Annotated in this window: 8 protein-coding genes and 1 rRNA gene; 3 read left to right on the forward strand and 6 right to left on the reverse strand. The window is 72.3% G+C overall.

The annotated features are described in order from the left end of the window. Both ACIRQH_RS06795 and ACIRQH_RS06800 read right to left on the reverse strand, forming a co-directional pair. Positions 1-269, reverse strand: a 16S ribosomal RNA gene (locus tag ACIRQH_RS06795); the annotation flags it as partial. 674 nt (positions 270-943) lie between these two features. Then, positions 944-1,492: a MarR family winged helix-turn-helix transcriptional regulator gene (locus ACIRQH_RS06800; RefSeq protein ID WP_081218170.1), complete on the reverse strand. Its 549-nt coding sequence runs from the start codon at positions 1,490-1,492 to the stop codon at positions 944-946. Between the two features lie 184 nt (positions 1,493-1,676). Between ACIRQH_RS06800 and ACIRQH_RS06805 the strand changes: the two genes are divergently transcribed. Further along, the gene (locus ACIRQH_RS06805; RefSeq protein ID WP_358817940.1) at positions 1,677-2,951 is read left to right on the forward strand and encodes an MFS transporter; all 1,275 of its coding nucleotides are present in this window, start codon (positions 1,677-1,679) and stop codon (positions 2,949-2,951) included. 39 nt (positions 2,952-2,990) lie between these two features. Here the strand turns inward: ACIRQH_RS06805 and ACIRQH_RS06810 are convergent, their stop codons facing one another. Together ACIRQH_RS06810 and ACIRQH_RS06815 are read right to left on the reverse strand one after the other, a co-directional pair. Next, positions 2,991-4,646, reverse strand: a complete 1,656-nt coding sequence (locus ACIRQH_RS06810) for a SpoIIE family protein phosphatase (RefSeq protein ID WP_358817846.1) — start codon at positions 4,644-4,646, stop codon at positions 2,991-2,993. A gap of 130 nt (positions 4,647-4,776) precedes the next feature. Further along, positions 4,777-6,141, reverse strand: a complete 1,365-nt coding sequence (locus ACIRQH_RS06815) for an NAD(P)/FAD-dependent oxidoreductase (RefSeq protein ID WP_404224580.1) — start codon at positions 6,139-6,141, stop codon at positions 4,777-4,779. Positions 6,142-6,513: 372 nt separating this feature from the next. Here ACIRQH_RS06815 and ACIRQH_RS06820 point away from each other — a divergent pair, with 372 nt between their 5' ends. Both ACIRQH_RS06820 and ACIRQH_RS06825 read left to right on the forward strand, forming a co-directional pair. Next, a complete protein-coding gene (locus ACIRQH_RS06820; protein WP_388867821.1) occupies positions 6,514-7,281 on the forward strand; it encodes a TetR/AcrR family transcriptional regulator in 768 nt (255 codons plus the stop codon). 316 nt (positions 7,282-7,597) lie between these two features. Then, positions 7,598-9,727, forward strand: coding sequence for a sigma-70 family RNA polymerase sigma factor (locus ACIRQH_RS06825; RefSeq protein ID WP_404224582.1), 2,130 nt, complete (start codon positions 7,598-7,600; stop codon positions 9,725-9,727). Positions 9,728-9,849: 122 nt separating this feature from the next. Here the strand turns inward: ACIRQH_RS06825 and ACIRQH_RS06830 are convergent, their stop codons facing one another. Both ACIRQH_RS06830 and ACIRQH_RS06835 read right to left on the reverse strand, forming a co-directional pair. Then, positions 9,850-13,329: a BTAD domain-containing putative transcriptional regulator gene (locus tag ACIRQH_RS06830; protein ID WP_404224584.1), complete on the reverse strand. Its 3,480-nt coding sequence runs from the start codon at positions 13,327-13,329 to the stop codon at positions 9,850-9,852. A 296-nt stretch (positions 13,330-13,625) separates the two neighbouring features. Continuing rightward, the gene (locus ACIRQH_RS06835; RefSeq protein WP_358817851.1) at positions 13,626-15,731 is read right to left on the reverse strand and encodes an asparagine synthase-related protein; all 2,106 of its coding nucleotides are present in this window, start codon (positions 15,729-15,731) and stop codon (positions 13,626-13,628) included. Positions 15,732-16,488: the final 757 nt, after the last annotated feature.

Genomic DNA, 16,488 nt, shown 5'->3' on the forward strand with positions numbered 1-16,488 from the left:
GCCTTGGTGAGCCACTACCTCACCAACAAGCTGATAGGCCGCGGGCTCATCCTTCACCGCCGGAGCTTTTAACCCCCGCCCATGCAGGCAGGAGTGTTATCCGGTATTAGACCCCGTTTCCAGGGCTTGTCCCAGAGTGAAGGGCAGATTGCCCACGTGTTACTCACCCGTTCGCCACTAATCCACCCCGAAAGGCTTCATCGTTCGACTTGCATGTGTTAAGCACGCCGCCAGCGTTCGTCCTGAGCCAGGATCAAACTCTCCGTGAATGTTTTCCCGACCTACGTCTAATGAAAGACCGCGGGGCGACACCACGAGAGCGGAACCGGAGGGAGGAATAATCCCTTCGGTTCACAGCGTCCTCGCTGATGCGCCTGCCGGAACAATGCCCGACAGGACTTTTTCAAAGGAACCTCGTCCCGACCGATCGGCCGGAGACGGGGTATCAACAAATCTGGCGTTGATTTTTGGCACGCTGTTGAGTTCTCAAGGAACGGACGCTTCCTTTGTACTCACCCTCTCGGGCTTTCCTCCGGGCGCTTCCCTTCGGTCTTGCGTTTCCGACTCTATCAGACCGTTTCCGTATCCGATTTCCTCGGCGCTTTCCAGGTTTTCGCTTTCGCGTTTCCCTTTCCGGCGAGTCCGACTCTATCAGATCCTTTCGGGCCCGACCCCCAGTCAGCGGGGCTTGTCCTCCCGGCTGTTGGGCCGTTCCGACGTCTCAAACTTTAGCGGATCCTCCCGGCAGTTCCTAATCGAGCTGCCAGGCCCAAATCGAATTCAATTCGGGCACGCCGAATTGAACCCCGGTGGGAGATCGTACTGATGGTTTGAGTGCCGCATCCGCGGCGGATGTGCTGCCGCAGAACCGTTCCGGCCCCGTGGCAACTCGAAGAACCTTACGGATCCGGGGAGGCAGTGTCAACCTCCCCTGTCAAGATCTTTAATCGAGGTCGCTGAGCCGGCCGCCGGCGTCCGGCTGGGCGTCCTCCACCCTGCGCAGAAGACGGGTCAGCACCTCTCCCAGCACGCCGCGCTCCTTGGTGGAGAGGTCCTGGAGCAGGTCCTCCTCGAAGACCGTGGCCATCCGCATCGCTTCGAGCCACTTCTCCCGGCCCTCGTCCGTCAGCTCGACGATGACGCGGACCCGGTTCGACTCGTCCCGCTCCCGGGTGACCAGACCCTCGCCGACCATGCGGTCGATGCGGTGGGTCATGGCCGCGGGGGTCAGACCGAGCCGCTTGGCCAGCTCACTCGGGCCCAGGCGGTATGGAGCACCGGCGAGCACGAGTGCCTTGAGTACCTCCCACTCGGCGTTGCTGATGCCGAGCGCCGCCGTCTGCCGGCCGTAGGCGACGTTCATCCGCCGGTTCAGGCGGGACAGCGCCGAGACGATCTCCTCGACCTGGGGGTCCAGGTCCTGGAACTCGCGCTGATACGCGGCGATCTGTTCTTCGAGTGTCGGCTCGCTGACGCCGGGGGTGTCGCCCATGGCCCGAGTATGGCACGGCACCGCTTGGCGTCGAAGTCCTTCGAGGTGTACAGTTCAACATCTAACTTTAGCTTCGAAGTCTTCAGGCCTGCATCCATGCGGAGGAACGCGTCTCCCAGGCGCTTCCTTACTGGAGCGGGCCACTGCGGCTTCTCGATCAAGGCAGGTGAAAGTGACCAGGGCGATGGGCGCAGCGATGCGCCGGATCCACGTGGGCAACGCACTCAGTGCGTTCGGGCTCGGCTTTACCGTCCCCTTCCTCTACGTCTATGTGGCGCAGGTGCGGGGACTCGGCTCCATGACGGCGGGCATCGTGCTCGCCGTCTTCGCCGTGGCCGCTCTCGTCGTGCTGCCGTTCGCCGGGCGGGCGATCGTCCGGCGCGGCCCGCTGCCGGTCCTGCTCGTCGCCCTCGTCACGGCCGCTCTCGGGGCGCTGAGCCTCGGGCTTGCGGGCAGCGCGACGACCGTACTGCTGTCGGCTGCCGCGCTCGGTGCCGGTCAGGCCGTGATGCAGCCGGCGCTGGCGACGATGATCGTGGACTGCTCGACGGCGGACACGAGGTCGCGTGCGTTCGCGATGCAGTTCTTCCTGCAGAACCTCGGTCTCGGGGTCGGCGGTCTGATCGGCGGCCACATCGTCGACACCAGCCGCGCGAGCTCGTTCACCCTGCTGTTCGCGATCGAGGCGGCGATGTTCCTGCTGCTCGCCGTGATCGTGGCGACGGTGCGGATGCCGCACGCGCCGCGGATCGGCGAGGGTGCGCCGCAGGGCAGGGGCGGCAGCTGGAAGCAGCTGCTCGGCAACCGGGCCATGGTGCAGCTGTCCGTGCTGGGCTTCGTGCTGTTCTTCGCCTGCTACGGCCAGTTCGAGTCGGGGCTCTCGGCCTACGGTGTCGAGGCGGCCGGGATCTCCACGTCCGCGCTCGGTACGGCGATGGCGGCGAACACGGCGATGATCGTGGTCGCACAGTTCGCGGTGCTGAAGTTCGTGGAGCGTCGCAAGCGGTCCCGTGTGATCGCGGCGGTCGGGCTGATCTGGGCGGTCGCGTGGCTGGCGGCCGGTTACGCGGGCCTCGGGCACGGCAGCCAGACCATGGCCACCGCAGCCTTCGTCTCGACGTACGCGCTCTTCGGGCTCGGTGAGGCGATGCTGTCGCCGACGGTCGCGCCGCTGGTCGCCGATCTGGCGCCGACGGGCATGGCCGGTCAGTACAACTCCGCGTTCGCGCTGGTGAAGCAGCTCGCGCTGGCGGTGGGTCCGGCGGTGGGCGGTCCGATGGGAGCCTCGCTGCACGGCCCGTACGTCGTGGTGTTCCTGCTGTTCTCGCTCGGCATCACCTTCCTCGCCGTGCGGCTCGGGCGGCAGCTCACCCCGGTGCAGAACCAGCCGTGGCTCGCGAGGAGCCGCGTGGTCGCGCAGGGCGGTGCTCCGGCGGAGCCGGTGCGGGCGAGCGCCTGACCGGTCCGGCCCGAGGGCGAGGCGGGGAAGACGGTGCGATCAGTTCGCCGGGCGTGGGAGCGCGAACTCGCACCACACCGCCTTGCCACCGCCCGGTGTGCGGCGGGAGCCCCAGTTGGAGGCGATCGTGGCGACGATGGCGATGCCGCGGCCTGCCTCGTCCGCGGGTTCGGCGCGGCGGCGGCGCGGCAGGTGGTCGTCGCCGTCGGTCACCTCGATGATCAGGCGGCGATCGGTGCGCCGGAGCCGCAGGCGCATGGGCGGGGTGCCGTGCTGGAGTGAGTTGGCGACGAGTTCGCTGGCGGCCAGCACGCCGAGGTCGTGCAGTTCGGCCGGGAAGCGCCAGCTGGTGAGCACGCCGGAGGCGAAGGCACGCGCGCGTGGGGTGGCTTCCACTCCGCCGAGCAGTTCCAGGGCCGCGTTGCGGAAGAGCTCGCCCTCGGGGCCGGTGCGGGACGGGTGCTGGAGGACGAGGACGGCGACGTCGTCGTCGTGCTCGGCGGTGACGCCTGCCGCGCGGACCAGGCGGTCGCAGACGACCTGGGGGGTTCCCGTGGCGCCGGCCAGGGCGCGCTCCAGGGAGGCGATGCCCTCGTCGAGGTCTTCGTCGCGGCGCTCGACCAGGCCGTCCGTGTAGAGGACGGCGGTGGAGCCGGGGGCGAGGGGGACCGAGCCGGAGGCGTGCAGCCAGCCGCCGGTGCCGAGCGGCGGGCCGGTGGGCTCGTCGGCACGGTGGGTGGTGCCGTCCTCGTTGCGGACCAGGATGGGCAGGTGGCCCGCGGACGCGTACACCAGCCGGCCCTCGTTCGGGTCGTGGATCGCGTACACGCAGGTGGCGATCTGGTTCGCGTCGATCTCGGTGGCGAGACCGTCCAGGAGCTGCAGGACCTCGTGCGGTGGCAGGTCCAGGCGCGCGTAGGCGCGGACCGCCGTGCGGAGCTGGCCCATGACCGCCGCGGCACGGACCCCGCGGCCCATGACGTCGCCGATGACGAGCGCGGTGCGGCCGCCGCCGAGGGTGATGACGTCGTACCAGTCGCCGCCGACCGCCGCCTCCGTGCCGCCGGGCAGGTAGGTGGCGGCGATGCGCAGGTCGTCGGGTTCCTCCAGCTCCTGCGGGAGCAGGGAACGCTGGAGGGTGACGGCGGTCTCGCGCTGGTCGCGCTCGCTGGCGCGCAGCCGCTCGGCGGCTTCGGCGTGGTCGGTGACGTCGGTCGCGAAGATCAGTACGCCGCCGCCGTGTCCCTCCGGGGAGCCTTCGACGGGGGTGCAGGTGAACGTGTACGAGCGGCCGGTCGACACCTTGCGGGACTTGACCGTGCGGGACTTGGCGCTGCGCAGGACCTGGTCGAGGAGCGGCAGCAGGCCCAGCTCGTCCAGTTCGGGCAGGGCCTCGCGCGCGGGCGCCGCGACGTGCCGGGCGCCGAAGGCGGCGGTGTACGCGTCGTTGACGTAGGCGAGGCGGTGGTCGGGGCCGTGCACGAGGGCGACGAGCGCGGGGACGCGGTCGAGGACCTCGCGCACCGGGAGTTCGTCGACGGCGAGTCCGGGCGGCGCGTCGTCGGTGAGCTGCTCGGCCCGGGCCGCCGGCACGGAGCCTTCCCCGCGCCGGTCCGGGACGGCCGTGTGCTCGGTCCGCGCTGCGGCGCGGCGCTGCGTTCCGGGGAGCCGGGCGCTCCAGCGCGTGAAGTTCACAGTGGGGAAGGCCTCGTGTTAGAAGAGCGAGCGGTGCACCCGCCCAAAGTCGTGGAGCAGTCTGGCAGTCTGACCGACCGGACCGACATCCTTCAGACGCCGCCCCCGCCGGTGGAGTTCCTGCGTCCGGTCAGGACGACCCCTTCGGGTCGGCAGGAGGCTTTCCACCGGCCGCGAGTTCGAACTCCGCACGGGGGTGTTCGAGTGAGCCGAGGGACACGATCTCCCGCTTGAAGAGGCCCGCCAGGGTCCATTCGGCGAGCACACGGGCCTTGCGGTTGAAGGTGGGCACCCTGCTGAGGTGGTAGACGCGGTGCATGAACCAGGCAGGATAGCCCTTCAGCTTGCGTCCGTAGACATGTGCGACACCCTTGTGCAGGCCGAGGGAGGCGACCGAGCCGACGTACTTGTGGGAGTACGTGTCCAGGGGTTCGCCGCGCAGGGTGTGCGCGAGGTTGTCGCCGAGGACCCTCGCCTGACGTACGGCGTGCTGGGCGTTGGGCGCGGTCTCCTTGCCGGGCTCCGCGGTCACGTCGGGGACGGCCGCCGCGTCGCCCGCCGCCCACGCGTGCGGGGCGCCGTCGACGGCCAGCTGGGCAGTGCACAGGAGCCGGCCGCGCTCGTTCAGCGGGAGGTCGGTCGCGGCGAGGATCGGGTGCGGTTTCACCCCGGCCGTCCAGACGACCGTGCGGGTCGGAAAGCGCGCACCGTCGCTGAGGACGGCGACCCGGTCGGCGCAGCTGTCGAGGCGGGTCTCCAGGCGTACGTCGATGTTGCGGCGGCGCAGCTCGGTGACGGTGTACCTGCCCATCTCCTCGCCGACCTCGGGAAGGATGCGCGCCGAGGCCTCCACGAGGATCCACTTCATGTCCTCGGGCTGGATGTTGTGGTAGTACCGCGCGGTGTAGCGGGCCATGTCCTCCAGCTCGCCGAGCGCCTCCACGCCCGCGTATCCGCCGCCCACGAAGACGAAGGTCAGGGCGGCGTCGCGGATCGCGGGGTCGCGGGTGGAGGAGGCGATGTCCATCTGCTCGATGACGTGGTTGCGCAGTCCGATGGCCTCTTCGACGGTCTTGAAGCCGATGGCGTACTCGGCCAGGCCGGGGATCGGGAGGGTGCGGGAGATCGAGCCGGGCGCCAGCACGAGTTCGTCGTACGAGATCTGCTCCTCGCCCGCGCCCTCCTCCTCGCTGGCGAGGGTGGTGAGCGTCGCGGTGCGCTTGGCGTGGTCGATCGACCGGGCCTCGCCGATGACGATCCGGCACTGGTCGAGGACCCGGCGCAGCGGAACGACCACGTGGCGCGGGGAGATGGAGCCCGCGGCGGCCTCCGGAAGGAACGGCTGATAGGTCATATATGGGTCGGGGGAGACGATGACGATCTCTACGTCGCCCCGTTTCAGTTCGGCCTTCAACTTCCGCTGGAGACGCAGAGCGGTGTACATCCCGACGTAGCCGCCGCCGACAATGAGAATGCGCGCACGTTCCTTCACCATCCCATGACGCACCCCCGTCCGGAGTTTGTCCACAGCCCCAGCAATTTGTGTGACCGGTCGCGGACAACGTACGGAGTTGGCCGATTTGCCGGAGTCCGCAGGAGAAGGCCAGGTCAGGGTGGGCGAGGGGGGTACTCGGAGGGGGCGCAACCGGGACGTACCCGGCCCGTACTCCGATCGGGGGGCGCTCCGTGCGGAACCTGCCCCTTCTGAATTGACCCCCACTCAACTATGTTCGTATGTCGACGGGGTGTAGGGGGATGCGCTCGGTGGGTCCGCACGAGGGCCCGCGCACAAGCTTGTTCCGCACGCTCCGGCTATCAATGGCGGGGAGAGTCTCCGGGGGGAGACGTCATTACCGGGGGAACGCTTATGCACATTCAGGACTCTCATTGGTCTACCGCTTCTGCCATCGCACCCGGTGGCGCGGTCGGCGCGGCGGGCGGGAACGGCCGCGGTCCGATGGACGGATCGCGTACGACACCGCTGCGTGTGGACGCACAGCGCAATCTTGAACACGTACTGCGCGCGGCGCGCGAGGTCTTCGGCGAGCTGGGTTACGGCGCGCCGATGGAGGACGTCGCGCGTCGCGCCCGGGTCGGCGTCGGCACGGTGTACCGGCGCTTCCCGAGCAAGGACGTCCTGGTGCGCCGGATAGCCGAGGAGGAGACCTCCCGGCTGACCGACCAGGCACGTACCGCGCTCGGCCAGGAGGAAGAGCCGTGGTCGGCGCTGTCGCGCTTCCTGCGGACGTCGGTGGCCTCGGGTGCCGGACGGCTGCTGCCGCCGCAGGTGCTGCGGGTCGGCGAGGACGGGCCGGAGACGGACGGGGCGCGGGTGCCGCAGCAGCGGTCCCAGCTCACGCCCGAGCTGCGGCTCGTCGAGCAGCGGCCCGTTCCCGAGGAGGAAGTGATCGCGACGGTGGACGACGCCGGCGCGGCCACTCTGCTCGAGGTGGTCGGCCGGCTGGTCGACCGGGCGCGCGCGGCGGGCGAGTTGCGCGCCGACGTCACCGTGGCGGACGTGCTGCTCGTCATCGCGACGGCGGCACCCTCGCTGCCGGACCCGGCGCAGCAGGCCGCGGCCTCGGCCCGGCTGCTGGACATCCTGCTGGAGGGCCTCCGTTCGCGTCCGGCGTGACCCGCGCCGGGCTCGCCCCGGCGCACCCACGCCGTCCGCACGGACGGACGCCTCGCACGGACGCTCCACCGGTACGCGCATGCACTCCATGCGCGTACCGGGAGCTTCCACCCCATACGGTCATTCCGGCACAGGGCGTCAACTCCCGTCGACGAGGCGGCCGTTGACCATTCCCCGAACGGGTGACGGTTAGTACTGCCGAGCGGCAAATCCCCTCGGACGAGTGGTTGGTCCGTACGAACAGGCCCCGCTTCAGGAGCGTGTGGCACTCTGTCCCGGTATTCGGGTCCGAGTGTGCAGGCGGGGGCTTTCCGCGATGAGCGTTGACGGGCGGGACGAGTCCCTCGGTGACGGTGGCGCCGACGGCGGCACGGAATCCGACGGCGCACCCCCGCACCAGGTGCCGAGCCAGGGCGGCCCGCGCAGTGGCGGCACCGCCCACATCCCTCCGCCCGGCCCGCCGTCCGACGCCGCGCCGACTGCGGAACCCGGCACCGGGCCTGCCTCCACGACCGGACTCTCGTCCAGCACCGGACCGGTATCCGTCCCTGGACCCGCGTCCGTCCCCGGCCCCGCTTCCGGCAACGGCCCATCCTCCGGGAACAGGCCTCCCGCGGCGGGTGCGCCCGACCCGAGCGTCCCTCCGCAGCGCGACCGGTTCGACCGGCGCGACCCCGGCGTGCTGCCGCCCCCGGTGGATCTGCCGCCCCCCGACGCCGGTCTGATCGAGCGGATGCGCGCGGGCGACGACACCGCCTACGAGGAGCTGTACCGCCGGCACTCCGACGCCGTCCGCCGGTACGCCCGCACCTGCTGCCGCGACGCGCACACCGCCGACGACCTCACGGCCGAGGTGTTCGCCCGCATGCTCCAGGCCGTGCGCGGCGGCAGCGGTCCCGAGCACGCCGTCCGCGCCTATCTCCTCACCACCGTGCGACGGGTCGCCGCGAACTGGACGAAGTCCGCCAAGCGAGAGCAACTCGTCGACGACTTCGCGGTGTTCGCCGCCCAGGCCGCCCGCGGCTCGGAGGTCTCCGACGACGACACCCTCGACCTCGGCGCCGACGTACGGGCCATGCACGAGGCCGAGCAGTCGATGGCCATGCAGGCCTTCCGCTCGCTGCCCGAGCGCTGGCAGGCCGTGCTGTGGCACACGGAGGTCGAGGACGAGTCCCCCAGCGAGGTCGCCACGCTCTTCGGCCTGGACGCCAACGGCACCCGCGTCCTCGCCAGCCGCGCCCGTGAGGGACTCAAGCAGGCGTACCTCCAGGCCCACGTCAGCACCACGCTCACGATGGACGAGGAGTGCGCGCGCTACGCCGACCGGCTCGGCGCCTACGCCCGCGGCGGTCTGCGCACCCGTGCGGAACGGGGTCTGCGCAAGCACCTGGAGGAGTGCGTCAAGTGCCGCCTCGCGGCGGGCCAGATCAAGGAAGTCGCCAGCGGTATCCCCGCGGTCGTCCCGGTCGCGGTCATCGGCTGGTTCGGAGCGGCCGGGTACGCGAAGGTCATGGCGCTGATCGCCGGTGGCGTGGGAACGGGTGCGGCCGGAGCGGCGGGTGCGGCCGCCGCGGCGAGCGGCAGCTCGGGAGGAGCGGGCGCCGGCGGAGGCGCGGCGGCCTCCGAAGGGATCGGCGCCCCGGTCAAGGCAGGGATCGCCGCGGGTGTCGTCGCGGTCGCCGCCGCGGCGGTGGCGCTCGCCCTGGTCGGCAACGACACCGCGGCCAGGCGGCCCGAGGCCCGGCCGGCCGCCTCGCCCGCCGTCGAAGCGCCCGTTCCTTCCCCCAAGCCGCCCAAGAAGGCCCCCGCACCCGCGCCGCCGGCCGTGAAGGCACCCACGCCCACACCGACCCCGCCGCCCTCACCACGGCCGAAGCCCACTCCCGAGCCGAAGGCGTCCCCCACTCCGCCGTCGGCCCCGAAGCCCACGCCCACCCCTGCCCCGCAGAAGCCCACACCGACACCGACGCCCACCCCGCCACCGGCTCCGGCACCACCGCCGCCGCCCGCTCCGGTCGTCTACCTGTGGAGCGAGCTGGAGTACGGCGTCGCCGGCGACCACACGAAGCCCGAGATGCGGCTGGGCGAGAGCAGTTGGGTGTGGCAGCGCAGCGGGGTGTCGATCGCGAACAACGACTACGCGCACGGTGTGACCGTCCACGGCAGGTCATCCGTCACCATCGACCTCAACCGCAGTTGCACCGCCTACGACGCGATGGTCGGCGTCGACGACCTGACGCTGGGCCTGGGCAGGATGCGCTTCGCCGTCTACGCCGACGGATCCCCGCTCTGGCGGTCGCCCGTGATCGAGGGCGGCGACCGGGCGGTCCCCGTCCACGTCAGCCTCACCGGCCACCGGACGATCCGGCTCGTCGTCGAACCCCAGAGCCCGTTCGCATCGGCTGCGCTCGGCGACTGGGCGGAGTCGAAGTTCCTCTGCCGGTGACGCCTCCGCACCCGCTCGGACGACGGAACGCGCCCGCACCGCTCCACGCCCCGTCCAGCTGAACGCGCCCGCGCCACACCACACTTGAGCCGGCCACGTCCGTCCCGACGGTCCCGTGCCGGCTACTCGTCGGGATACTTCATGAGCGCCTCGGCCAGGTCGCTCTGCGCCTCCGCCACGGTGTAGCCGGAGCCCTCGGCGTGTTCGGACGCGTACTGGTCGGGGCCGAGGGCGGCCAGCGCCGCTGCTTCGGTGCGCTCGGCCTCCGCGCGCTCACGGTCGGCTCGCGGAAGCCCCCCGCGCCAGCGGGTGCCCGCGGCCATCAGCCGGGTCGCGGCCGGGTGGGCACCCAACCGGCCGAGGAAGGCCGCCGCGGCCTCGACGAGACCGGCGACCACCACGTCGGCGCACCGCTCGTCCACCGCCTCCCGCACGGCCGCGCGCAGCTTCCGAAGACCGTGCGCGGGACCGGACTCCACGGCTGCGATCATCGCGTCGGACCAGTTCAGCGCTGCCATGAACTGCGGCGGCGGGGTGCCACGGGAACTGTCCTCCCGCGCCATCGTCCACAGCTCGCGGGCGGTCCCGGTCCGACCGTCGTCGAGGGCGATCTGGGCGCGCAGCAGGTTGACGAACGCCCGGGAATCCATGACGCCGTACCGGTCGGCGGCGGCACTCGCCTCGTCGAGCAGGGACAGGGCCTTGGCCTGATCGCCCGAGCGATAGGCGACCTCGCCGAGCCGGGCCAGCAGGAACGGTGTCTCCGCGTACGCCCCCACCTCGAAGGCCAGCCGCAACGCCTCCGCGTACTCCCCGCGTGCCTCGTCGAAGCGGCTGCGCGCCATCGCCGCCTCACCGGCCGCGCTGCACACCTGGGCGCGCATCCAGCGGTCGCCGACCCGTCGGCTGAGCACGCGCAGCTCCGCCAGGTCGTCGTCCACCCCTGCCATCCCGCCCGGGGCGTCGACGACGACATGCGTACGGAACATCAGCGCGACGCCGATCTCCCATTCGCCGCCGTACTCACGGCAGTTGGCGACGGTCGCGTCCATCGCGGATCGCATGTCCTCCGCGGTGCCGAGGAAGAACGCGGCCAGCGGCCAGATGATCCCCGGCATGCACGCCGCGTCCGGACCGCCCTTCTCGAAGACGGCCCGCACCCGCTCCACGTACTCCCGGGTCCTCCTGTCCCCCCACTCGTCCAGCGGGACGACGTCCACCTTCATGAACAGATGGAACATGCGCAGCCGCATCCGCTGGCGGTGCAACGGGTGCCGTTCGTCGCCCTCGGGGTCGTCGAGGAAGAAGGCGACGGGATCCACACCCTCCAGCCCGGACAGAAGGCCGTCGCGGGGGTTCACGGGAGCGTGGCCCCCGGCGGCGGTGTCGAGCCAGGCGCCGAGCCTCAGGACGAGGTCCATCCACTCCATTCCCTCGTTCCGGAAGTTGCGCAGCCACCAGAACCAGCCCATGGCGAGGACCAGCGCCGCGGCCTCCTCCTCGTCGGCGGCGACGAGCGAGCGATGGAGCGCCGCCCTGATGTTGTCGAGCTCGGCCTCCAGGCGTCGCACCCAGGGGAGTTGGGCACCCGAGCGCAGCTGCGGCTCGGCCTCCTCCACGAGAGAGCGCACCCAGTCACGATGCCGCCGCTCGGCGGCGGCACGCAGCTCGGGAACCTCGGCGGCACGCTCACCGGCGTACTCGTGGATGGTCTCCAGCAGGCGATACCGCATGCCGGCCCCGGAGCCGCCCGCACCATCGTCACCGCGCTGCGCGGCGCCCATGCCCGGCCCGACGTCTCCCCCGTCGGCCCCGGCGCGGCCGGCTGCCCCATGTCCCTGACCGCCGTCACGGCCACGGTCCTCCGTGTCGTGGGGCATGGCCACGACGAGGGACTTGTCGACGAGCGCGCCGACGAGGTCGGCGGCGGGACCGGTGCACACGGCTTCCGCGGCCGCCAGGTCCCAGCCGCCGGCGAACACCGAGGCCTCGCGCAGCACGGTCCGCTCCTGCTCGTCGAGCAGGTCCCAGGACCAGTCGACGACAGCGCGCAGGGTCTGCTGGCGGGGCAGCACGGTGCGGCTTCCGGAGGTGAGCAGGCGGAAGCGGTCGTCGAGCCGGTCGGCGATCTGCCGGGGGGTGAGCAGCCGCAGCCGCGCGGCGGCCAGCTCGATGGCCAGGGGCAGGCCGTCGAGCCGTCGGCAGATCTCGTCCACGGCCGCCAGGTCGGGGAGCGCGGCCGCGGCGTCGGGACGGACGACCGAGGCCCGCTCCATGAAGAGGCGGCGCGCGGAGTCGGGCAGGAGGGGCTCGACGGGACGCACCAACTCGCCAGGGACTCCCAGAGGTTCACGACTCGTGGCGAGGATCGTGAGCCCGGGGCAGCGGGTCAGGAGTGTCTCGGCGAGTTCGGCCGCCGCTCCGATGACGTGCTCGCAGTTGTCAAGGACCAGGAGCTGGCTGCGCGGGGCGCAGTACTCGACGAGCAGGGCGACCGGGTCGGCCTGCGCCGTCGTCATCTCGTTGGTGATCAGCACGGTTTCGCGCAGACCGAGGGCGCTGACGACCGCGCCCGGGACCGCCTCGGGCCGGTCGAGCGGGGCCAGCTCGACCAGCCACGCCTGCGAAAGCCCGGCGGCGGCCTCCTCGGCGAGGCGGGTCTTTCCCGAACCGCCAGGTCCGGTCAGTGTGACCAGGCGGGCCCTCTGCACATCCGAACGGATCGCCCCGATCTCGGGTTCCCGCCCCACGAACGAGTTCAGCCGGGGACGGATGTTGCCGGTCCGCTGAGCACGGGACGGGTCCGCGGAACCGAGCCCGGGAACGGCGCCGGACGCCAGGGCGCCGTCCGAGCCGGGCCGCGCGCCCCGCCGCCCCGGGGCATCCCCCTGCTCCAGCAACGCCGCGTGCAGGGAGCGGAGTTCCGGCCCGGGATCCGTACCGAGTCCCTCCGTCAGCGCGCGGCGCACCTCCTCGTACGCGGCCAGGGCGTCCGCCCCGCGGCCCGCCTCGCTCAGAGCGCGGATGAGCAGGACGCACAGCGCCTCGTCGTACGGATGGTCCGCCGCCAGTCCCTTCAGCTCCGGTACGACCTCCGCGGCGCGGCCCAGCCGAAGGTCCGCCTCGACCCGGCTGCGGGTCGCCTCCAGCCGCAGAGCCTCGGGACGGGTCGCCGCCGTACGGTCGGGGAGGTCGGCGAGGGCGGGACCGCGCCACAGGGCGAGGGCTTCGCGGAGGCGGGTGCCCGCGGTGGCTGCGTCACCGTGGTCGAGCGCGGTCCTGCCCTCCGTCACGAGCCGCTCGAACACGTACAGGTCCACGTCGTCGCGGGTGGCGCGCAGGCGGTAGCCGCCGGGCTCCGAGGTGACCGTGTCCTTCCCGATGGCTCTGCGGAGGCGGCCGACCAGTGCCTGGAGCGCGGCCGGGGCGTCCTGCGGCGGGTCGTCGCCCCACACCTCGTCGATCAGGGTGTCCGGGCTCGTTGTTCGGGAGGGGTGGCGGGCCAGGGCTGTGAGCAGCGCGCGGACCCGGGGGCCGCCGACGGTGACCAGGGCCCCCCGGTCGTCCTCCACCTGGGTGACCCCCAGAATCCTGTACCGCACGCCCCCATTCTCACCGTCCCCCCACCTCCAGGTCACGGCTTCCCCCCGGCGAGCCCGCCGGAGCCGGCCAGGCCCGACGTCTTTCGCCCCTCCGCCCCTGCCCTTCCCACCCCTGGGGCTCCGCCCCGGCCCCCGCTCCTCAAACGCCGGAGGGGCTGAATTTCTCCCCGCCGAAAGGAAGCCGGCACCCTCGCGCCCGAAGGGCTGGGCGCTCGGCCCTCGTCCGCCCGCAGTCGCCCCTCGCCCCACCATCGGACCGCACCCCGAAAACCGGTGCGGCGAACCGCACCTCCGGCTCAGCGTCGCTGGACGACCGCCCCGGCACCCGCCCCCAACGCCCGCCCCTGCGGCACGATCCCCGCCGGAACGGCGCGTTGTCGTGCCGGTGTACCCGTCCAGCAGGTGCCGCGTCGCGCCAGCAGCCGTCGCAGCCACAGTTCGAGGGCCACCAGATCGGCCAGCCCGTCGAGCGGCAGCGGCGAACCCTCCGCGGCGGCGCGCAGCGCCTTGCGGATGACGCGGGCCTCGACCAGCCCGGCCTGCGCGAGCAGCGGGGTGTCGAAGAGGGCGACCAGGGAGTCGGCGGCGACCCGCAGCCCCGTGCGCGCCGCCGCGGCGGCGGAGGCGTGGGACGGCGCGCCCCATCCGGGGGGAAGATCCGCCACCCCGGCCCCTTCCAGCACCGTGCGCAGGATCGCCGCCCGCGCACCGGGCTGTACCCGCAGCGCCTCCGGCAGGTCACGGCAGGCCCGGACGACCTGGTTGTCGAGGAACGGCGTGTGCAGCCGCTGGAAGCGGATCTCGGCGGCCTGCTCCAGGACGCGTACGTCCGCCGCGTGGCGGGCGAGCGCGGCCCGCGCGCGGAAGTCACCGGGCCGCTGTCCGGGGCCGACGTTCAGGCGTCCCCCGCCGCCCTGCAGGCGAACCGATACTTCGGCCAGTGCCTCACCGGTCAGCCATCGCGCGGCGGGCCCGGGTCTGGCCCAGCTCAGGGCGGCGAGCGAGGCGCCCACCGCCCCGCCGGGCTCGTCGAACCGCCGGTGCAGGAGGCGGTCGGCGAGGGCGTCGACCCCGGTGCGGTACGGCGTCCGGGCGAGCTTGCGGGCCGCGCCGTACACGCGCGCGGGGACCATCACCGAGCCGTCGGCCTTGGTCAACGCGGCGACGGGCCGCACCAGATGGCGCCGCTTGCGGTCCATCAGGAGGTCGGCGAGCCGCGCGGGATGTGCGTCGAGGACCTGTCGGGCGCCGTAGCCGGTGAAGTGGTCCGCGCTGCCCGAGGCGAGCCGTGCGCGGTGCCGTGCCGCCGTCACCAGGGACGGCGCGGGCTCGTCGGTCAGGGGGCCGTCCAGGTCGGCGTAGGGCAGCGTCTCCTCGCCTCCGGCGACGACCACGTGGTGCAGCCGCGGGTTCGCTGCGAGCGCCCCGGCCCGCTCCAGTTCGGCCTCCCGCCCGGGGACGGCGAGGTCGTTGAAGGTCACGGCGAGCAGCCGCTCACCGGCGCCGGTGCCGTGCCCGAGGACCGTACCGGGCGCTCCGGGAAGTCCGGCGGCGAGCAGGGCGAGGGTCCCCGAGGCGGGCCCTCCGGAGAGGTCGGCGCCGATTCCCGGAACCGGCATCCCGCGCGCGGCACGCCGTTCGGCCGGGCCCATGCCGGGGACGGGCCCGGGGTCCACGTCGGTGCCGGGCACATGGCGGGGTGCGGAGAGCCGGGTGCGTACGGCGTCCACGAGGGCGTCCCGTACGGCGTCGACGGCGCGGGCGGGGTCGACGGTGGGCGCGGCGACGGCGAGGGAGGCGACGGGTTCGTAGCCGGCGATCTCGCGTGCCCCGGCGCGCAGGATGAGGGTGTGCCCGGGCGGGATGCGCCGCACTCCCTCGTAGGGGGTGGAGTCGTGCACGGCCGCCGGTACGTCGGGGGCGGCGAGCAGGGCGGCGAGGTGTCCGAAGTCGAGGTTGGCCTCGATGAGGTCGGCGAGGGGGAGCGCGGCGGTCGCGTATGCCGTGCCACCCGCCCAGGGGGTGTAGAACACGGGCCGGGCTCCGGCGAGATCACCGCAGACGGTGACCCGGCGGCCGACCTGGACGACCGCCGTGTAGCTGCCGGACCAGTTGGTGAGGTGGCGGAGTGCCCCGCCGCGCGCGGCGAACAGCCCGACCCGCAGTTCTTCGTCGGAGGCACCGCAGGTTCCGAGGACGGCGATGCGGTTCTCCGGGTCGGCCTTCACGACGCGCACCTCGTCGGGCCGCCAGTCGCCGACGGCCCACAGCGGATCGGGGTCGCCCCACAGGAGTTGGGATCCCACCGGATGCACGGTCTCGCCGTCGTTCCCGGTGGCGCCCGCCGAGCCGATCACAGGCGCTCTGGCGACGGTGCTGCTCCACCCCACCAACCATCGCATCGCCGCCTCCACAGGCTGTGGACAACCAGTGCACGTACGAACTCGGCACCATGCTGCCACGAAGGAAGCGTGCGGGAGGGCCCCTGCGGCGGCTTGCGCTCCCCGAAGTGCGCCCCCGTGCGGCCGCCCGCGCCGCCACGGGGTGCCGCACTTCCGACAAATACCCCTCTCCGAGAGGGACTTCACGGGCACCGTATGGCCGGACCGCCACGTACCGCCGAACGACCGGCAGCAACAACGAACTTGTCCGGAGTCCGACCGCTTGCGGCCGTTCGGATTCCGGCGCCACGGCCGCCGAGACGGCGGCCACCCCGGCCGGCCTCACGGACACCGCCACGTCCGCCCGTCGCACGTCACCCCACCCCCGGAGGGTCGACGTGAATGCGCCCCCGATACGCTCCCCCAAGACGCCCTTCGCGCCCTCAACTGTGGTGGTGGGAGGGCTGATCACTCGCAGAAGTGACCGTCGATTTTCGGCCAAATCGGCGCTGGATGGACACGTTCGGACACGCTCCGTACAGGCCCTGCGCACCGCTTCGGCAACGCACAGTCCGGGAGGCGGAGTTCGCCTCCCGGACCGGTCCGCCGCCCGCGGGGATGTAGGCGGCGGTGTCCCCCAGCCCACTGGATCCAGTACAGCGGGCCGACCCACGCACGATCCATGGAAGCGCTCCCCCGGTGGCCGGAGAAGAGCGCACGCACAGGCGCACGGCCACACACCAGGAGCACGCCGCGACCGTCCGTACAGTCGTACGGA

Origin of the sequence: Streptomyces sp. NPDC102279, assembly GCF_044766365.1 — a bacterium.
GTDB lineage: Bacteria > Actinomycetota > Actinomycetes > Streptomycetales > Streptomycetaceae > Streptomyces.